Genomic DNA, 20,240 nt, shown 5'->3' on the forward strand with positions numbered 1-20,240 from the left:
AAGACATTAAAAAATCCGATACCAGAGACTGATATCGGATTTTGAAGCCTTAAAAAGATCGGTCAACCGATCATGAAAATTTTCTTAACTGATCGGCATTAGGCTTATAGCCGGCTTTCTTTTTCGCTTAATTTTAATCAGACTCAACTTACGCCTGTTGGAATGGGTAAACCGAGCCAATTTTAAGGATTTGTGTAAGTTCATCAAGCGCAGTACGAGATTCAATGAGAAGCTGCGGATCGCGCAAGTCATCTTCACCTAATTCATCGCGATAGTGCTTGTCGACCCAAGCGTTTAGGCGAGCGAACTGTGTATCGTTAATTAACGTATTTTGATTAACTGCGGCAAGTTCTTGGTCATTCATCGCAACGCGCAAACGCAAACATGCCGGACCACCGCCATTACGCATGCTTTGTTTAACATCAAAATAATTAACCGACTTAATGGGCGTACCCAGAGTTACCAGCTTGTCTAAATAACGCTTAACGGCTTCATTTTCCTCACACTCAGTAGGCGCGATGATGGTCATATCACCACCTGGAAGCGTTATAATTTGCGTATTGAACAAGTAGGTTTTTACTGCATCTTGTACAGAGACTTCAGCAGTCGGTACTTCGATAAAGTGAAGCGGTTCGCTACCAAATTTAGCTTGAAGCTCTTTAAACCCAGCGTCTTTTTGATAAAACGCTTGCTCGTGGAAAAACAACACATTTTGGTTACCAACAGCGATCACATCGTTGTGGAATACGCCCTGGTCGATAACGTCTGGGTTTTGCTGCATGTAAACTACGCCATCGTCGTCTAGACCGTGTAAGCGAGCTACTGCTTGGCATGCTTCTAGCGTTTGGCGAGCCGGATATTTTTTCGGTGCTGGTTTGCTGGTATCAAATGCATGACGACCATAAACAAACAACTCTACGCCAGCCTGACCATAGTTGCTGCAAAGTCGCGTGTGGTTGGCTGCACCTTCGTCACCAAAATGCTCGTTATCTGGCAGGTGCTGGTGATGAGCAAAGTGCTTTTCATTGGCAAATGTACCGCGCAGGATATTGCCCGTAACCTGAGGCTCTAGTGAACGATGGAACTTATTGGTCAAGTTTGCAGGGGTAAAGTGAACGCGACCATCGGCAGTATCGGCACTAGGAGACACAGTGGCGGCATTTGCAGTCCACATGCTACTGGCAGAACAACAAGCAAGGAAAATCTCGCGAGATTGCTTTGCAGCGCTTTCTAGCACGCGAGCATCAGAGCCTGTGAAGCCTAATCGGCGCAGTGCGGCGATGTCAGGACGCTCTTGTGGGGCCAACACACCTTGAACCATTCCCATATCGGCCAACGCCTTTGCTTTGGCTAAGCCTTGCTTTGCAGCTTGTTTTGGACTGCTCTTTGCGTTTGCGTTGTTCAGGGAAGCGACATTGCCAAACGACAAACCGGCATAGTTATGGGTAGGTCCTACAAGACCATCAAAGTTAACTTCAAACTGCTTCATACTTTCCCTCATTCTTGGAGTTTTGGCGCTTGACCCTATATGTTACTTTTCCATACGCACTGCGATTAATTTAATAGCAGCGGCAACGCTTTCGTTCTTTTATAGGGGCAAACGATGCACTTCTTCACACCTGAACATGTTGTCAGGCTAGGTTGGAATGGCTGGCATTATACGGCTTTTAAGGCCAATGCCAATCGCGCTGTTTATTTATTGTACAGTTTTTGCGCGTGTTTAAAGCAAAGGAAAGAATAAGTATGAAGAAGATCTTGTTTTCCATTCACTTTGTAGATATATGTTAAAAAAGAGCGAGTACCCTATATATAGTGCAAGGTTGCTCCAATTTTCAGAATTTGACGTAAATAGTCATTAAAAATCAATAGGTTTAGTTCAATTATATGGCAAAATCACTGGTCATAGTCGAGTCACCAGCCAAAGCGAAAACGATAAATAAATATCTCGGTAAAAATTTTATCGTAAAAAGTTCGGTTGGCCACGTGCGAGATCTTCCGACGAAGGCTTTAGGCAAAGTAGAGCCTAAAAAACCGGCTAAAGAACTCAAAACTTTAAGCGAAGAAGAGCGTCAAGAGTATCTTCGCCGTCACGAATATTTGAAGCTTGTAGACAGAATGGGTGTGGATCCAGAGAAAGACTGGAAAGCCCACTATCAAGTGTTACAGGGTAAAGAGAAAGTCGTTAACGAACTTAAAAAGCTTGCTAAAGATGCTGACACTATTTATCTCGCGACCGATTTGGACCGCGAAGGGGAAGCGATTGCATGGCATTTACAAGAGCTGCTAGGTAAAAAAGACAAAACTTACCAGCGAGTGGTGTTTAACGAAATTACTAAAAACGCGATTCAAGATGCGTTCTCAGATCCGGGCGAATTAAACATTTCTCGCGTCAACGCGCAGCAGGCTCGTCGATTCCTAGACCGTGTTGTAGGCTTCATGGTATCGCCACTTCTGTGGAAAAAAATTGCGCGAGGCCTCTCAGCAGGGCGCGTTCAATCGGTAGCGGTTAGGCTTGTTGTAGAGCGTGAGCGAGAAATTAAAGCGTTTGTACCTGAAGAGTTTTGGGACGTACACGCAGATTTAACTAGCCAGCAAAAGGCGGCACTACGCATGCTGGTAGCAAAGCACCAGGGCAATGCGTTCAAGCCTAAAAACAAGGCCGAAACAGATAAAGCGCTTGCTGACTTAGAAGGGGCTAACTACACGGTTGAAAGCCGCGAGTCAAAGCCTACGCAAAGTCGTCCTTCTGCACCATTTATTACCTCAACGCTACAACAAGCGGCAAGTACTCGATTGGGCTTTGGTGTTAAGAAAACCATGATGATGGCACAGCGCCTTTATGAGGCGGGCTACATCACCTATATGCGTACGGATTCAACCAATTTAAGCCAAGAGGCGTTGGACAGTGCTCGTGCGTACATTTCAGATAATTTTGGTGACAAGTACCTGCCTGATTCGCCAAATCGCTACGGCAGTAAAGAAGGTGCGCAAGAGGCGCACGAAGCGATCCGTCCTTCAAACGTGAGCATAAGTGCTGCAAGTTTAGGCGATATGGAACGCGATGCACAGCGTCTTTATGAGCTTATTTGGCGCCAGTTTGTGGCCTGTCAAATGACCCCAGCTAAGTACGATGCAACCACTATCAAAGTGGCGGCGGGTGATTACGAGCTGACGGCGAAAGGCCGCGTACTTAAGTTCGATGGTTGGACTCGCGTTCAGCCTCAGCTTCGCAAAAAAGGCGAAGAAGAGCTCATGTTGCCTGATGTACAAAAAGGCGATGTGCTTGACTTAAAAGCGCTTGATCCTAAACAGCACTTCACCAAGCCTGTAGCGCGATTTAATGAAGCATCTTTGGTTAAAGAGCTTGAAAAACGCGGTATTGGTCGTCCATCGACCTACGCCAGTATTATTTCGACGATTCAAGATCGCGGCTATGTACGCTTAGAGAACAAGCGTTTTTATGCCGAGAAAATGGGCGAAATCGTAAACGATCGTCTGATGGAAAACTTTGACGATTTAATGAGCTATGACTTCACTGCCAACATGGAGCAACATCTTGATGATATTGCTGAAGGCAAGAAAGACTGGAAGGACGTGCTCAATGAGTTTTATAGCGGCTTCTACGGTAAACTGTTAAACGCTGAAAAAGACCCTGAAGAGGGCGGTATGCGCCTGAATCAGGCGGTACCTGCAGGTATTGAGTGCGACAAATGCGGCCGTGAAATGAACGTAAGAACTGCGTCAACTGGCGTATTCTTGGGCTGTTCAGGCTACAATTTACCACCGAAAGAGCGCTGCACGAACACCATGAATTTAACGCCTGGTGATGAAGTCGTGAAAGTAGACGATGAAGAAGAGCTTGAAACAGAAGCGCTTCGCTCTAAAAAGCGTTGTCCTAAGTGCGGCACGGCAATGGACAGTTATCTGGTTGACGAAACCCGTAAACTTCATGTGTGTGGTAACACGCCAACATGTGATGGCACCTTGGTTGAAACAGGCACATTTAAAATAAAAGGCTATGATGGCCCTATTATTGAGTGTGACAAATGTGGCAGCGATATGGAGCTTAAAAACGGTCGTTTTGGTAAGTATTTCGGCTGTACCAATGAAGAGTGTAAGAATACTCGTAAGCTTCTTAGAAATGGCGAAGCTGCGCCACCAAAAGAAGACCCGGTAGATTTACCTGAGCTTCCGTGTGAAAAGTCTGACGCGCATTTTATGCTACGTGATGGCGCTTCGGGAATTTTCTTAGCGGCGCATAATTTTCCAAAGTCGCGTGAAACTCGTGCACCGAAAGTGGAAGAACTTGCTCGCTTTAGAGATAGAATTTCGCCGAAATTCTACTATCTTGCTGACGCGCCACAAACGGACCCTGATGGTAACCCTGCAATAGTTCGATACAGCAGGAAAACCAAACAGCAATACGTGATGTCTGAAAATGACAACGGTAAAGCAACAGGATGGTCTGCATGGTACGACAATGGCAAATGGCAGGAACAAGCCGCTAAAAAGCCAGCGACTAAAGCCAAGAAGAGGTAACGCCGTTACATCGGAAAAGGTAAAAATAGACCTTTAATTGAAATTCACAAGCCCGACATTGCTCGGGCTTGTTACGTAGTTAAAAGACGGTAAACGTCTGCAAAGCGTATCAATAGAAACAGAGTAACAGAGAGTAATTATGGCCTCCTTACAAGACCAACTACTGAAAGCCGGTTTGGCCGATAAAGCGTCTGCAAAGCAAGCGCGTGCAGATAAACGCAAAAAACAAAAGCAAAAGAATAAGCAAAAACAACCTGTCGTTGATGAAGCGACCATTGCTGCTCAACAAGCAGCTGAAGAGAAAAAAGCGCGCTCACGCGAGCTAAACCAGCTTCAGCAGCAGGAGCGAGAGAAGCGCTCAATTATTGCTCAGGTAAGGCAGCTTATTACTGTAAACAAACAACCGCGCAATGGTGAAACCTTACTTAACTTTACACACGACAATGTAGTAAAGCGTCTGTATGTGAGTGAAGAGATGCACAAGCAAGTGACCAAAGGTCGTTTGGCTGTTGTATTGTTAGATGACGCTTATGAACTAGTACCAGCCCCCGTTGCTGACAAAATTGCGCAGCGCGACGAGGCTTCAGTTATTTACCGTGCTGATTTAGATAAGAGCGGAGCCGATGGTAAAGATGAAGAAGAAGATGATTGGTACGCCGATTATGAAATTCCAGATGATTTAACCTGGTAGGCCCTCTAATTCATTCTCGCAGCCGCGCTCTGTATCACAGAGCGTGGTAAGCGAGAAAGTAGACGTAACAAAGTTTCAATAGTCCGCCCCCTCCCAATAGGTCATTGTGCCAATGGCAAACGACTTACCACTGAACATTTTCTGTCAAAAAATTCAACACGTTGATCTTTAGTAATTTTTACTTTTGCCGTTAACAAGCAATCTTTCTCATAACTACTTACGGTTTTCTCTACTATAGTTTTTTTAGTCCTTACCCTGTTGAGCTTTGAAATACAGCAAAGATAAACAGGCCTACGTTACTCATTTTATTTGCATCGAATGTTTTTTCTTAGTTTTGGAGGGGTGCCATGGGTGTCTCAATTAAGTGGTTCTTCAGTGTTGTGGTGTCGTTGTGTGTGTCTTTTTCAGCAAATGCAGGACTATTCAAAATTTCTATTAACGATCTTGGTGGTTTAACACCTTCACAATCCAGCGTTTTTGATGATGCAATCGCTTATTGGGAGTCTTACCTAATAGGCGTTCAAAGCGATTTTAATCACAATATTGTTATAGATGCGAGTGGCGTTGCACTTGATGGTGTGGGTGGCGTATTGGGTAGTGCTGGCCCAACGGGTATCACTCAGCTACCAGACAGCACTTTTGTTTATGCAACTAAAGGCCGCATGCGTTTTGATACGGCAGACCTTGCTAGCTTAGAAAGTCGCGGTACGCTTTTTGATGTCATCGTACACGAGATGGCCCATGTTATTGGATTTGGAACATTGTGGACGACCGACTTTTTTATTGCGGGCAGCCAATCTAACTACGCCAGCGGTTCAGGGCGTTACACCGGAGAGTACGCTTTGGAAGTTTATCGCCGCGAGTTTGTTGAAAACGCCACATTTATTCCTGTAGAACTGGGGGGAGGAGCCGGCACTGCCAACAGTCACTGGGACGAACCTTGGCCTGGTGGTTCATCAGACCTAATGACAGGGTATTTGGGGCCATATCCAATTTCGTTAAGTGATACCACTGTAGCGTCGTTTGCTGATATTGGCTATATGACTACGGTTACTCATGCAGTAAGTGAAGCCGCAACGGTATGGCTATTTCTATTTTCAATGGGACTTGTTGTAAGAAGGCATCATCAAAGGTCAACAGGCGCTAGTACACGTCGTCTACAAATTTTTCAGGCGATGTCGGTCTAGCAGCGTTGCAGCGCTTGCGCAGAACAAAATGCTAAATCTATGCTGGGCGAATAATCTTGAGTGATAGTTTCTATCAATCAGTATATGCACATATTTTTGGGATTTTTGGCTTATTCTAAAAACACGCGTTTAATGTACTTACAAGTCAAGCGTTCCATTGGTAGAATCATGATAGAAGCTATCTATCATGATTTAGGTATTGGTCTTTGGATATTCGTCAGCTCCGGTTTCTGGTCGCGTTAGATGAGACGCAGCACTTCGGTAAAGCGGCTAAGTCGTGCAATGTTACACAACCCACGCTTTCTTCACGTCTTCATAATTTAGAAGATGAGCTTGGCATTCAGTTGGTGGCTCGCAACCACAGATTCCAAGGCTTTACGCCGGAAGGTGAAAGAATTTTGGCATGGGCAAGGAATATCTTAGCGGCGTGTGACGGATTACAAGCGGAAGCTGCATCGTGCAAAGGCGCCTTAGTTGGCCGACTTCGGATCGGTGCCGTTCCTCTAGCGAGTGTCGATCCTATCGACATTATTGACACCCTATCAAAACAGCACAGTGCACTACAGTTTTCCTTACAAACACATAGCAGTGAGTATATCGTTAACGCGCTACACCGTAACGAGCTTGACCTGGGTCTTTGTTACCTTGAAGGCATGAGCGCGCAACACTTCCATATTTTGCCGTTTAAAGCTACTCCAATGGTGTTGCTGTATCACCCCAATCATTACTGCTTTGAGCAAGATACCCTAAGCTGGCAGTCTCTTTCATCACTGCCGCTTGGGTTATTAACACCTTCAATGCACTTTAGGCAGTCAATCACGATAAACATGGCAAATGTGGGCGTGAACAATGAGCCTGTTATTGAATCAGACTCGGTTCATTGTTTACTGCAAGCAGTGAAAAAGGGGATGTGTTGTACGATCCTTCCAACCAACGTCGCAAAGGCCAATGATGATTTAGGACTCGCCTATGTTACTGTTGACGATGGTAAAACCATTTCGCCTTTAGGGCTCATCATGCGAAAAGGCGAGCCCAGTTCTCCCATCGCCAAGCAATGCTTTGAGTTTTTAAAAGGATATGAGGAGATTTTCAATAAAGGAGGCATATGCAGTGAGTAAAGTGAATACGACACTCGTCGGTTTAGTGCTTGCGGGTGGCCAATCGCGCAGAATGGGGCAAGACAAAGCACTTATGCGTTATCAGGGCCGTACTCTCATCGATAATGCTGCGTTACTTTTACAGTCTGCGAGTTGCGATAAAGTGTTAATTAGCCGCAACGCGCTAGGCTTTCTGAATGACAAAATTGAAGATGCAGGTCCGCTTAGCGGAGTACATGCTGTTTTAGACGCACTATCTCAATCTGATAATCACAATGGCAATCCTTGTGAACTGCTTGTTCTTCCCGTTGACATGCCGCAGATGACGCCCGAGCTTTTGAGAATATTAGTTTCGCGAGGGCGAGAGGCTGAAAAGGCATGTTATGTGGAAAAACGCTTTTTGCCTTTCTATTTACCCGTTACTCAGGACACCAAAGCCCTCTTAGCCAACTATCTAGTTGAGCAAAGTAAAAGACGAGTGGTAGGATTTTTAGAAGTTCTCAATGCAGTTTCTCTTAAAGAAGGCGACCTCAAAAAAACAGCGCGTAAAAAAGAAAGCGATAACAAAAAGCGTCTCGCAAATATGTCTAATGAAGATGGCGTAGAGTGGTTAAATGTGAATACTCCAGGTGATTGGCCACATGAAAAGTAACACTGAACAGCACGCATTGGTTTTAGATGCTGCACCCTATACTCAAAAGTTTGCCCTTGCAGAAGAAGTCGCTTTAAGCATTAGTTATAACGGTATTAATTATGCCGTAATGCTGATAACGCCAAACGACATTGAAGATTTCATTGTGGGCTTCAGTTTAAGTAACGACATTATCGAACATCCCCGCCAGCTTTACGGTATTGAATTAACGCATCACAAAGAACACATCAATGCTGAAGTTGAAATTGCCAATCAGGCGTTCTGGAAGTTAAAGGAAAATAAACGGCAATTGGCGGGGGCTTCGGGCTGTGGGCTCTGCGGTGTTGAGGCATTAGACAACGCTTTGCCTCAATTAACGTCTATGGATGTATCGCCTTTGCCTGATGTGAGCTGGTTTAAAGGATTGCGAAGCCTTATATCTAATGCGCAAGCATTAGCTCAGCAGAGCGGTGCGGTGCATGGAGCGCTCTACATTGATGCTAAGCGCAATGTGCTGGCATGCCGAGAAGATATAGGAAGGCATAATGCTTTTGATAAATTAATTGGTGCTATCACCATCAAAAAACTCTTTCAACCTGAAGGTATTGTTGTGCTCACAAGCCGCTGCAGTTTAGAGTTGGTTCAAAAAGCGATAAGAGCTAAATTACCTTTGGTAGTAACGCTATCTGCTCCTACAGCTTTATCAGTAAAGTGGGCAAGCCGTTACGGTCTCACCCTGATCCATGTACCTAAGTATGACCCTCCAAGAGCTTACGCACCGCAAGAAAAGTAGTGCGCAGCGAGCCAGTTAGAAACAAAGGGCCTGTACTGATAAGTACCAGATAAGCAACGAAAAACTTACACCGCAGAGACTGCTATTCGGCCATCTGATTCAGATTTCGAAAGTTTGATCGCGATAAATTTCGATGTTGGAGTGAACGTGCCATCACCGTAGCTTTCTAGTGGTACTAACGGATTGGTTTCGGGGTAATATGCTGCCGCTTGACCTTGCGGGATGTCGTAAGCCACCAACATAAACTGTTTAACTTGACGTGTTTTGCCATCGTTCCACATTGACGTAATATCGACTTTATCGCCATCGTTAAATCCCAGCTTCTGAATATCACGTTCATTAACAAAAAGAACGTCCCGCGCGCCAAACACATTTCTGTAGCGATCATCCATACCATAGATGGTCGTGTTGTACTGATCGTGAGAGCGCAGTGTTTGTAAAATGAGGTCCGGCTTTTCACCTTTCGCAACGAGGTCAGCATTTAACAGTGAATCAGGCAGGGCGTTAGCAGCAAACTCAGCTTTGCCCGATGGTGTTAACCAGCGTCTCTCACCTGCTGCATTACCTAAATGAAAACCACCTGGTTGAGCGAGTTTGGTGTTAAAGTCTTTAAAACCGTCTATGGTGTCGGCAATGAGCTCACGAATATTGTCGTAATCGCTTATTAAGAAGTCCCAGTCTACCGGCGTGTTGCCTAACGTCGCCTTCGCGATACCAGCAATAATAGCGGGTTCAGAGCGAAGTTCGGGCGAGCTTGGCGGAAGTTGGCCATAAGAAATATGGACCATAGAAAACGTATCTTCCACAGTCACGCCTTGTTGCCCGCTAGCCTGCATGTCAATTTCAGTACGTCCCAAGCAGGGTAATATAAGCGCGTCTTTACCTGTGGTTAGGTGAGAACGATTTAATTTGGTGGCGATATGAACGGTTAAGTCGCATTGTGACAGCGCAGCGTGAGTACGCGGCGTATCTGGCGTCGCCTGGGCGAAATTACCGCCTAGGCCGATGAAAACTTTGGATTCACCACTTTCCATAGCCTGGATAGCTTGAATCGTATTGTGACCTCTTTCTCGTGGAACGGCGAAGTTAAACTTGTTCTCTAGTGCGTCAAGCAATGCTTTAGGCGGTACTTCGTTAATACCAACAGTTCTATCCCCCTGCACATTGCTGTGGCCACGAACGGGAGAAAGCCCTGCACCAGGCTTGCCCACGTTTCCTCGTAGTAGTTGAACGTTCACTATTTCCTGAACCGTAGCTACTGAGTGCTTGTGTTGGGTGATCCCCATTGCCCAACACATGATCACCCGTTCTCCACGTTTGTACATGGTTGCCGCGTGACGTATTTCGTCTTTTGATAAACCGCTCTGCGCTTCAATATGCTCCCAGCTCGTCGCTTCAACAGTACTCAAATAGTCGTCCATTCCATTGGTATGTGTGTTAATAAAGTCGTGGTCGAATACGGGAGGAGCATTGTTTGCTTTGGCTTCTTGTTCCCAAGTTAACAGCCATTTTGCGATGCCGCGCATAACCGCCATGTCACCACCAAGCGCAGGCCTGAAATAGGCGGTGTTAGTTGGCTCAGAGCCATTGGTTAGCATCTCAACCGGGTGCTGCGGGTTTTGAAATCGCTCAAGACCACGCTCTTTAAGCGGATTAAAACAGACCACTTGCGCCCCTCTTCGTACTGCTTCGCGTAGAGGTTCTAGCATGCGAGGGTGGTTAGTTCCCGGATTTTGGCCGATAACAAAAATGGTGTCTGCTTTTGCAAAATCATTGAACGTAACTGTGCCTTTGCCCACGCCTATCGTAGGTTTCATACCTTGCCCCGACGCTTCGTGGCACATATTTGAACAATCGGGAAAATTATTTGTGCCAAATGCGCGCACGAATAACTGATATAAATAGGCGGCTTCGTTACTCGCCCGCCCGGAGGTATAAAACTCCGCCTGATGAGGGGAATGTAAACCCTTCAAGTGGCTGGCAATAAGTGCGAAGGCATCGTCCCATGATACTGGTTCGTAATGGTCTGCCTGAGCATTGTAGCGCATAGGGTGGGAGAGTCTCCCTTGTGACTCAAGCCAGTAGTCGGTGTGCTTTTTCAGTGAGCCGACCGAATACTTAGAGAAAAATGTTGGGTCTACATAGCGACCGGTAGACTCCCAGTTCACTGCTTTAGCACCATTTTCACAAAACTTCACTAAACCACTTTCTGGTGACTCACCCCACGCACAGCCCGGGCAGTCAAAGCCTTTGTCTTGGTTCGTCTTGAGCATGGCTCGTAGATTCTTAAGTGGCTTTTCGCTTTGAATCCAGCTCTGGGTTACACTCTTTAGTGCTCCCCATCCGCCAGCGGGTTTGTTGTACGTTTTGATGTTACGCTTATCACTCATCTTCTGCCCCTGTGTCTACGCGGGCATTTGCCCTTGTCTACAAAACCTAACCAAGACTTTTTGTCTAAACAGCGTAACCATTCTGGTAACTGTATTCCAATTGATTACGCTAACTAGATGATAGGGTTCATCAATTAACCGCTTATTTCCAGTCGCCTGTCTTTAGTGCATAGGGGGACATGTCTGTGATCTCATGAGAGTAGGGATACACACCCGAAATATGTGTTACCGAGAGTACCGAAAGAGACACAAAGCGCTCTGCACCTTCAAATGCGGTTATATTCGATTCGAGGGATTCGATACTCGCCTTTGCTTTAATAAACAGAAGGTCACCTGTTTCATTATCCCAAAAACACAGACCGACGCGTGGGTCTAGTAGGATGTTGCCCAAGGTATTAAAGAACTTATTACCGCTAAAATCGGGAAAGATTAACGAATTCCCTTCCACTTTAACAAAGCCTGCTTTGCCCCCCCTGTGAGAAACGTCTAGCCCTTCATTCGCTGCATGGCCTAAAGATTTATGTCGTGAGGCAATAAAAAACGTTTCAGCCCTTGTTATTAGCGAGCGTGCGCTTGGGGTGAGCACATTCGATGTTGAAGTAAAAAATGTAGAATCACCGGCACCTACTGTATTTTTCATTGGGGCAGTCTGAACGGCACGTTGTTTTTTGACTGTGGTTCGTTTGTGAATGTATTGGGGGCAGTTACCGAAACTTTGATCTACCAATACTGTAAGGTTTTCATTAGTTGCGTGACTTATCGTACCGTTCAACCGATTTCTTCGCCTTGTAGCGTATTCAATGCCGACGATTCCAATTTTGCTGCCTGAAGTCACGTCGAGATTTAACGAGTGTTGCATCATATTCCAAACTTCTACTGGTAGGCTAAAGCGCAATTGGGTAGCAGAGGGACTTTCTATGAAATCTCCTTCTCCCCAAACAGGCGTGGCTACAGGGTGGCCTTTTTCGTCTACCAAGGCGAAAACAGTGAACGGACTGGATGTAAAGAACTGCCTGTGTTGTTCCGGCATAAAGCTACGGATAAAACCATTCGTCCGCTCACCGATTTCCCTGTCAATTTCCAGCTTTTTTTGCAGTGCAATTTCGCCTTGATGAAACGCTGGGTTCAAGGATGATAGCTTAGGTAGAGACATAACGACCTCAATTATCTATGCGGACTGGTATTGCGCGCTGGTGCGATGTCAGACGCTGGCATTGGGACAAAATTATCCAGACTCTCAACCTCATTTATCCAGGCATTGATAAGAGGAAACTTGGACAACGATATTCCTCCTTCAGGGGCATGAGCTATATACGAATACATGGCGATGTCTGCTGCGGTTACGTGTTCGCCAACCAAAAAAGCACTTACCGTGTTTTCTAGATGAGCCTCCATGTTTGCAAGTAACGTCTCGCTGGTTGCTAGTACGGTGGGCACATGAATAGTTGCTCCAAATACGTATTCTAATCGCGCGGCGGCCGGCCCTTTAGCAAGTTCACCCGCTGAGACTGATAGCCAGCGTTGAATTAGCGCTTTTTCTTTGGCGTCCTTTCCTAGCCAATAGTCACTGTCTGCGTATGCGTGGATCAAATAAACCAGGATGGCATTGGAGTCCGCCAAAGTGATGTCACCGTCTGTTATCACGGGGACTTGTTTAAACACGTTAAGTGAGCTGAAGCGTTCACTCTTGTGCTCGCCTTTGGCCATGTCAGGCTCAACGGTTGTAAAAGGGATGGCATTCAGTGTCATAAATAATGAAACTTTGTGACAGTGGCCAGATTTAGGGTTTTGAATCAAAACAATAGGGCTTTTTGGCAATGTATTGCTTGTTGGATTTGTCATAAATTCATCCTCTCAATAGAAATGGTTAGTTGGGTGTTATTATCAACATTGTTTACAGCTCAAGCTCGGACAGAGTGGGAAAATCGTCAGGGCGTCGTTCGCCATCCCACGTGAACTTTCGGTCACTTTCTGAAATAGGATGTTCGTTGATACTGGCAATACGTTTTTCCATTAGGCCATCAAGGTTGAACTGCCAATTTTCATTACCGTAAGCTCTATACCATTGACCAGAATCGTCCTTGTATTCGTATGCAAATCGCACTGCTATGCGGTTTGCGTTAAATGCCCATAGCTCTTTTACTAATTTATAGTTGAGCTCTTTGTTCCACTTTCTCGTCAAAAAACTCACTATTTGAGCACGCCCTTCAATAAATTCTGCTCGGTTGCGCCAACGGCAGTCAAAGGTATAAGCACCTGCAACTTTTACCGCATCTTTGGTGTTCCATGCGTCTTCAGCAAGGCGCACTTTTTGCGCTGCGGTTTCAGGTGAAAAGGGGGGAAGCGGTGGTCTCATAAATAACTCCTGTAGGCATTGGGCTGTAATGTAAAAACGTTAACCTGAACGAAAATGTGTAAAAGCTGATAGCGATACTAGAACTTTCCTTTTATTTAATAATTAGCTATTTTTGAAATTTATAATTTCATTGAGTGAAATAATATGGATAAGCTTTTGTGCATGAGAGTGTTTGCAGAGGCTGCTAAGTCGGAAAGCTTTGTAGGAGCTGCAGACGCGATGTCGATGTCAGCGCCTGCGGTTACTCGGTGTATTGCACACTTAGAGGCACAGTTAAATACTCGACTTTTTCATCGCACAACGCGGCAAGTGAAATTGAGTGAGGTTGGTGAACATTACCTTATTCATGTTTCACGTATACTGGCAGATATTGAGCAAAGTGAAGCTGCTGTGTCTGGCATTGATTTAGTGCCCAGAGGTGAGCTTAATATCACGGCACCAATTTTGTTCGGAGAACGTTATGTAACGCCAATAATATCCCAATTTCTTAAGGACTATCCCGACATTAGGGTTAACGGGCATTTTCACGACGATGTGGTGAATCTAATTGATAGCAATATGGATGTAGCAATACGTATAGGTAACCCGAAAGACTCCTCGCTTTACGGTGTTACGGTAGGATACGTACGGCGTGTAACCTGTGCGGCGCCTAGCTACTTGGCTAGTAGCCCGGCCATAAAAAAGCCAGAAGATTTAAAACGGCATAGTGTGCTTTATCCGACGCGCTTTAACGAGCCAGCGGTATGGACGTATCACAAAAACGACAGACCTATTGCCATTAAGCTCACACCTCGTTTTCAATCCAACCAAAACAGAGCGGCTATTAACGCCGCCATTGAAGGCGTTGGGGTTGTTCGGTTGATGTCCTATCAGGTTGCTGAAGCACTTAGAAGTGGTGATTTGGTAAGTTTGTTAGAAGATGTGGAAGACAAAAAGTTGCCTATACAGGTGGTAAGTGTTGAAGGGCGTAATAACCTTACTAAGGTTAAAATGTTCATTGACTATGTCAAGGCAGGGTTGGCGAACAACGAGTATCTTAACCCTAGGGCCTGAATAATCCAGAGTATCTAGACCTACGCGTGTGGTGCTCAGGCTGTAGCATAAGTTGTGAGTAAAATGGGTTGCGTTACACTAAACCAATCGTTATCGTCGCAGAGATTTTAAAGTTAGCATTTTAAAATTGGCATCTTAAAATTTGTATTTTGACATCTAAAACGTTAACAGGATCTGTTAAAGGCGCTACTCAAACGTCAATAATAAAAAATCATCGAGGCAACATGGTTTCCTGGCAATCACTTACATTTAATGAACTGACTAATCATCAACTCTTCGACTTGCTCAAGCTGCGTGTCGATGTTTTTGTCGTTGAGCAAAACTGTGCCTATCCGGAGCTTGACGAAAAAGACCGCCATCCAAAAACTCATCATTTAATGGGGTTTCAAGATAACAAATTGGTAGCGTGTGCACGATTACTTGGCGAAGGGGTTAGTTATCCATCGGTGAGTATCGGTCGAGTAGCTACCAGCGAAGCTTTCAGAGGTAAAGGGGCGGGCAGAGCACTTATGCGTGAAGCCATTGATCATTGTGAGGCGTTATGGCCAGGCTGTGATATTGAAATTGGCGCGCAAGAGTATTTAAAACGGTTTTATGAAGGTTTTGGGTTTGAGGCCACCTCGACTATGTACTTGGAAGACGATATTCCTCACATCGATATGAAAAGAGCAGGCACGGCAACAGCGTAGCTCAGTGCCTAGCTCGAAATATTGGTTTGCATGACCTTTTATGGCCCAGGCGTTTAACCTAATAATTATGTTTACCCGTGCCAACCTTTAAGCTGTGCTTTTATGTGCACCTAGATACCATCAACCCTAACGCTTATTTGGCATCGGGTAATTGGGAGACTAATTCATCTAGTCCGCTTACCACCGTGTCAGGCGCTATTGCTAACGGGTAAAGTACCTTACCGGGGCGTGCAATGAACGCGGCTTGCCAGCCTGCCTGTTTAGCACCAGCAATATCCCAACCGTGTGCCGCCACTAACATAGCGTCTTCTGCTGCTATACCCATTTTTTCAATAGCCCACTCATACGTGCGAGTATCGGGCTTATATAAGTTAATGTCTTCTACACTTAGTCGCTCGTCGAAATAAGACAAAAGATCAGCATTTTTAAATTGAGTATATACGCCTTGATTAGACGAGTTGGTAAGGCTTACTAGTTTATAACCCTTGTTTTTAAGTGCCTGTAAGCCATCGCGCACGTCAGGATGGGGCGGTAGGCTTCGCAAAGGCGTGACAATTGCCGTTTTCGCTTGCGCTTTGGTCAATTCAATACCTTCAATTTCAGCCACCATCAGCAAGGAGGCAACGCCAATTTCTCCAAAGGTATGAAAGCGGCCAGTCGTTGAATCAACCAGTGAATGATGCAGCATAGTAGAGAACCACAGTGGCAACAAATCATCTCGACCGCCCAAGGCTTCGCCTACCGAGCTACGCATGGCGGTGAGGTCTAGCAAGGTTTCATTAACATCGAAAAAGATAACCTTTGGTGCTCGCAATTCCCGTGCAGGCATTGCTGTATTCTTATCAGGCTGCGCGGCACCTCTGGTGTCTGTCTGAGCGAAGACTGGTGATGACAATAGACTAATGCCTACAGCGGTTGCGCAACATAGCCTTGAGAGTAATGAAGAAGGTGAGCGAGCCATAATTATCCTTTATAAACTTTGAACGAGTGTTCAAATTAGGCGGGATAACACATGAATGCAATAGCTAATGAGACGAAACGACTATTTTCTGGTGGTCAACCGATAGCCGTTGCCTCTCAGAGTTTCAATAAATATGGCATCACTGCTGTGAAGCTTTTGTCGCAGCCTACTGATATACACATCAACAACATTAGTTAGCGGATCGCTGTGACTTCGCCATACTCGACTTAATATGCGTTCTCGAGACAGCACTTTTTCAGCATTTTCTGCGAAGTAGTAGAGCATGTCGTATTCTAGTTTGGTGAGTGAAATCTCTTCCCCAGACAATGTCGCAATACGTGACTCGTCATCGATGTTTAACGGTCCGATGGTGAGGCCTAATTGGGTAACCGGTGTATTCGTCACTCTTCGGCTTAAGGCCGTTATGCGCGCAAGTAGTTCGTCAAAGTCAAATGGCTTGCACAAATAGTCATCCGCGCCTTGTTTTAAACCATTCACGCGCTCGCGTACTTCGTCCACCGCGGTTAGTAACAAAACCATAGGGGCATGGGGAAGCGACTTGATTGCGGGCAGCAGCTCTACGCTATCTTCATCACCAAACATGCGATCAAGTACAATAATAGCAGGGGCTTCATGGCGAATGCGCGTGACTAAGTTGTGTAATGCCGACTCTTCGATGCACTCAAAACCTTCAGCGCTTAAGCCTCGTGATAGAAAGCGTAGCAAGGGGGCTTCGTCATCAGCAATAAGAATTTTCATTGTTGTTATGATCCTAGTCGTTCGATGTTACTTAACGGTTGTTATTAATCTAAGGACGTCGCGTTTTTTTGTAAAACTGGCAGCGTCAACGTGAACTGCGAGCCTTTACCTAATGTGGAATGCGCACTCAATGTACCGTGGTGGGCTTCTGCTATCGCTTTAGCGATAGACAAACCTAGCCCCATTCCATTGCCTTTGCGCTTTAACCTAACGAAGCGTTCAAAAACGTGCTGCAAATCACTTGAAGAAATGCCTTCACCGCTATCAATGACCGATACGTTGATATTCGGGCCTTCGCTCTCAACGCGCAGCACAATGGGCGTATCGGGATAAGAATATTTGTGCGCGTTTTCTATAAGGATGGTCAGTACCTGCACAATTCTGTCTTTGTCGATGAGCACTTGGACCTCATTATTGGCAAGCCATTTAAGATCTAAGTCTCTTGGCTTTGTGAGCTTTTGCCATAACGCCATATTTTGTGTAAGCAGGTTATGTAAGTCAGATTTAACCAGATCTACAGTAAATTCGTGCATCTCGGCACGCGCTAGCAGCAGCAAATCATCAACCAACTTACTTAAGTTCACGGCTTGCTCAAGTATGGTTTCTAGCGTTTCTTCATAAATCTCGTTGCTAGCCGCAGCCTGCCTAAGGGTTACCTGAGCTTCGCCACGAATAATGGTTAACGGTGTGCGCAATTCGTGACTTACATCAGCCATAAATTGTCGGCGCTTTGCGTCCAGCTGAGTGAGTTTATTGTTGGCTTCTTTTAAAGCCCGGGTTCGGCTCTCCACTTCAAACTCTAAGTGCTTACGATGGGCATCAGCCTGGTCTTCGTGTTCTTGTAGTCGCGCTATCATGGAATTTAGTGCTTTGACCAAGTCAGTAAATTCGCTATCCAGGGTTTCAGGCAATCGATAGTGGTAGTTTCCCGAGGCAATGGCATCAGTACCCGTGCGAATAACTGTAAGCGGCTGATACAGGGCATTGAATAGCCAATAACAACCCAGCAGAATGAAAGGACAGGTGATAAGGCCTAAACTGATAGTAAACCACACAATGCTGCTGTTTAGCGTTTCAATGCTAGCGTTAATGCGCGATACAACGCCTGTTTGGCGGTTTACTGCAGAGTTGATGGCCTCCCTAAACTGGTTGTCGATAGTTACTTCAAGTAATGTTTGAAGGCGCTGCTGTTGATTAAGTGGAGTACTGTCATTACTTAGCGCAATAGCTCTAAACTCTTCCACAATGCCTTGAATCAGCGCTTCAAGTTCATCGGTATCTTCAACACTTCCTAGTGTTGCCTCAAGCCCTAGTGCTTCGCGTTGAGCAAGTTCCAGAGATTTTATACGGTTCAACGAGTTTTCTATTTGTTGTTGTTTGTTTCTCACTTTCGCTTGGTTCGCATTCTTGCCAAAAATAAGCTCATCGGTTAGCTGTTTGAAAAGCCTGTAGGAAATACTTGATAACTGCTGGTGCTCTGACAGCAGGGATTGAGCGAGTTGAGCTTGCGCTAAGTTAGTGCGCGTTAAATGCGCAGATATGGCTGCACTGGCTAAAGCAATCAACAGAATAAAAGTGGAAAGTAGCCCAAAAAGGTAAAGTTTACGTTTGTACATTGGCAGCAGCGTTATGATTATTTGTCACTATATACGCTAAATGTAATTTAATGGTGCAGTTTCACGGCAATAAAATAGTAAGTCAGAGAAGATGGGCTACCAGCGACATGTCGTCTGAATTGGTGTAGAAATAGAACGTAAAAAAGGGCGCGAGAGAGAAAAAAAGTACGTTCATAAAAGTCGTGATCACTATGAAAACGTAATCGTTTAAGCCGTGCGCTCAAGAATAGACAAGGCAATATCTGTTTGATATTGGAGCTCTTCATCTATTTTCCAGTGTTCGGGGCTCCAACCCGCTAAGAACCGATAAAAGTCAGCGCAGGCGAAGGGGTACAGGTACTTCCATTCAGCAATGATAAGCGCAATATCAGCACGCTTGAAACAAGCCGAACTATCATTGTTAGCCAATCGAGTGTGTAGCGCATCTTCGAGCGCTTGAAAGTAGTTATCGAGCAATGCATCACGATGTTTCATGTGGGTTTGGGTTGATAGGGCACTGCCCAAAAAATACGCCACGTCCTTTATGCCTGCGCCATAACCCACATATTGAAAGTCGACGGCTGAACAGTCAGAAAAATCGTCGGTAAAACAAAAGTTAGCCACTTTAGCATCGCCGTGCACCAAAGTTTGAAAGTTCGCGTCGCCTAATGTGGTAGCTATAGCAACAGCATGTTGCTTTAGTAATCCATCCGACATGGCGTGGAACTCGTCTTTGCGGGTTGCCAAGTGCCAATAAGTGCCCTCAGGCCATAACTGTATATTTCGGCCATCAAATTCATCTTTTACATTGAGAAAACGCGCGTGAAAGTTGGCTAGCCATTTTAAAACGGTATTGCATTGCGCAGCGGTAAGTGAAGAGGCCGTGCGAGAATAGCCACTGTGTGCTAAGTCTTCCATAACAAGAAGGGAGGCTTCGCCCTGTTGGCTGTGCCCTAAACATTTAGCTGTACGGCACGACGCATCAGTTTGGACTTGAACATCGCTATAAAAACTGCTTTCTACCTTAAAAGACTGGCACTTACGGTTGTGGCTAGCTTCACCATTCCAGCCTTTAGGGTGTGAGAGCCTGTGTGGCGGAATGGCGCATTTCACGACTACTTTTAGCGCTGCTTCGTCTCCACCTTGTTGCGCGCCAAGTGGGTTTTGTTGAGCTTGGTGATACTGGCTTTCTTGGAAAGGGCTTCTCTCGTCGTGATTCTTTGAAAACGTATTATTAGGATAGCCCAAAGTGGCACGAAAGCACGCTCCGTAGCCACTCCAAAGAGGTTGAATCATTTGTGTGTCTAATACTTGCGCGTTACATACTTGGCTTAACCAATCTATATACTGCTGGTTTACCGTATCTGACATTTTATACCAATCCGCATAGATAATTGCCCACTCAGAAGGCGCTGGCAAGTTTCCTAGCAAAGCGTGGGAATGCAGGAATGGTTGTTCCCTTTCAAATTCCCAGAATGAAGCTAGGAAGCTTGCCAGAC

General features: G+C 45.5%; 17 protein-coding genes. 8 read left to right on the plus strand and 9 right to left on the minus strand.

The annotated features are described in order from the left end of the window. Nucleotides 1–148: 148 nt before the first annotated feature. Nucleotides 149–1,489, minus strand: a complete 1,341-nt coding sequence (astB, locus tag F0261_RS18640; RefSeq protein ID WP_014979096.1) for an N-succinylarginine dihydrolase — start codon at nt 1,487–1,489, stop codon at nt 149–151. Between the two features lie 395 nt (nt 1,490–1,884). Between astB and topA the strand changes: the two genes are divergently transcribed. The 6 genes from topA to fdhD all read left to right on the plus strand — a co-directional run bounded on the left by topA (nt 1,885) and on the right by fdhD (nt 8,938). Then, nucleotides 1,885–4,539, plus strand: coding sequence for a type I DNA topoisomerase (topA, locus tag F0261_RS18645; RefSeq protein ID WP_171338640.1), 2,655 nt, complete (start codon nt 1,885–1,887; stop codon nt 4,537–4,539). 139 nt (nt 4,540–4,678) lie between these two features. Next, nucleotides 4,679–5,230, plus strand: coding sequence for a DUF2058 domain-containing protein (locus F0261_RS18650; protein ID WP_014976306.1), 552 nt, complete (start codon nt 4,679–4,681; stop codon nt 5,228–5,230). Nucleotides 5,231–5,577: 347 nt separating this feature from the next. Continuing rightward, nucleotides 5,578–6,417 (plus strand): leishmanolysin-related zinc metalloendopeptidase, encoded by an 840-nt coding sequence (locus tag F0261_RS18655; protein ID WP_171338641.1) that lies wholly within the window; start codon nt 5,578–5,580, stop codon nt 6,415–6,417. Between the two features lie 206 nt (nt 6,418–6,623). After that, a complete protein-coding gene (locus tag F0261_RS18660) occupies nt 6,624–7,535 on the plus strand; it encodes a LysR family transcriptional regulator (RefSeq protein ID WP_014979099.1) in 912 nt (303 codons plus the stop codon). Next, nucleotides 7,528–8,166, plus strand: a complete 639-nt coding sequence (locus F0261_RS18665) for a molybdenum cofactor guanylyltransferase (RefSeq protein ID WP_014979100.1) — start codon at nt 7,528–7,530, stop codon at nt 8,164–8,166. Before F0261_RS18660 ends, F0261_RS18665 begins: the two co-directional genes overlap by 8 nt. Next, nucleotides 8,156–8,938 (plus strand): formate dehydrogenase accessory sulfurtransferase FdhD, encoded by a 783-nt coding sequence (gene fdhD / locus F0261_RS18670; protein WP_014979101.1) that lies wholly within the window; start codon nt 8,156–8,158, stop codon nt 8,936–8,938. The genes F0261_RS18665 and fdhD overlap by 11 nt, the downstream gene beginning before the upstream one ends. A 65-nt stretch (nt 8,939–9,003) precedes the next feature. On the opposite strand, the gene F0261_RS18675 is transcribed toward fdhD, so the two are convergent. The 4 genes from F0261_RS18675 to F0261_RS18690 all read right to left on the minus strand — a co-directional run bounded on the left by F0261_RS18675 (nt 9,004) and on the right by F0261_RS18690 (nt 13,684). Beyond that, nucleotides 9,004–11,328, minus strand: a complete 2,325-nt coding sequence (locus F0261_RS18675; RefSeq protein ID WP_171338642.1) for an FdhF/YdeP family oxidoreductase — start codon at nt 11,326–11,328, stop codon at nt 9,004–9,006. 142 nt (nt 11,329–11,470) lie between these two features. Beyond that, nucleotides 11,471–12,481, minus strand: coding sequence for a pyridoxamine 5'-phosphate oxidase family protein (locus F0261_RS18680; protein WP_014979103.1), 1,011 nt, complete (start codon nt 12,479–12,481; stop codon nt 11,471–11,473). Nucleotides 12,482–12,492: 11 nt separating this feature from the next. Continuing rightward, on the minus strand, nt 12,493–13,170 hold the full coding sequence (locus F0261_RS18685) for a glutathione S-transferase family protein (protein WP_171338643.1): 678 nt from the start codon (nt 13,168–13,170) through the stop codon (nt 12,493–12,495). 52 nt (nt 13,171–13,222) lie between these two features. Beyond that, a complete protein-coding gene (locus tag F0261_RS18690) occupies nt 13,223–13,684 on the minus strand; it encodes a nuclear transport factor 2 family protein (RefSeq protein ID WP_014979105.1) in 462 nt (153 codons plus the stop codon). Between the two features lie 144 nt (nt 13,685–13,828). Between F0261_RS18690 and F0261_RS18695 the strand changes: the two genes are divergently transcribed. Together F0261_RS18695 and F0261_RS18700 are read left to right on the plus strand one after the other, a co-directional pair. Next, the gene (locus F0261_RS18695; RefSeq protein ID WP_253819457.1) at nt 13,829–14,737 is read left to right on the plus strand and encodes a LysR family transcriptional regulator; all 909 of its coding nucleotides are present in this window, start codon (nt 13,829–13,831) and stop codon (nt 14,735–14,737) included. A gap of 224 nt (nt 14,738–14,961) precedes the next feature. Then, nucleotides 14,962–15,426 carry a GNAT family N-acetyltransferase gene (locus tag F0261_RS18700; RefSeq protein ID WP_039229671.1) on the plus strand — a complete coding sequence of 155 codons (465 nt, stop codon included), beginning with the start codon at nt 14,962–14,964 and terminating at the stop codon, nt 15,424–15,426. A 133-nt stretch (nt 15,427–15,559) separates the two neighbouring features. On the opposite strand, the gene F0261_RS18705 is transcribed toward F0261_RS18700, so the two are convergent. The 4 genes from F0261_RS18705 to F0261_RS18720 form a co-directional block, all read right to left on the minus strand. Continuing rightward, nucleotides 15,560–16,387 (minus strand): haloacid dehalogenase type II, encoded by an 828-nt coding sequence (locus tag F0261_RS18705; protein WP_171338644.1) that lies wholly within the window; start codon nt 16,385–16,387, stop codon nt 15,560–15,562. An 81-nt stretch (nt 16,388–16,468) separates the two neighbouring features. Continuing rightward, a complete protein-coding gene (locus F0261_RS18710) occupies nt 16,469–17,146 on the minus strand; it encodes a response regulator transcription factor (protein ID WP_014949203.1) in 678 nt (225 codons plus the stop codon). Between the two features lie 44 nt (nt 17,147–17,190). After that, the gene (locus F0261_RS18715; protein ID WP_171338645.1) at nt 17,191–18,762 is read right to left on the minus strand and encodes a cell wall metabolism sensor histidine kinase WalK; all 1,572 of its coding nucleotides are present in this window, start codon (nt 18,760–18,762) and stop codon (nt 17,191–17,193) included. A 207-nt stretch (nt 18,763–18,969) separates the two neighbouring features. Further along, nucleotides 18,970–20,240: ecdysteroid 22-kinase family protein (locus F0261_RS18720; RefSeq protein ID WP_253819458.1), on the minus strand; the 1,271-nt coding region annotated here is incomplete at its 5' end.

Source organism: Alteromonas sp. 07-89-2 (assembly GCF_013113925.1).
Taxonomy (GTDB): domain Bacteria; phylum Pseudomonadota; class Gammaproteobacteria; order Enterobacterales; family Alteromonadaceae; genus Alteromonas; species Alteromonas macleodii.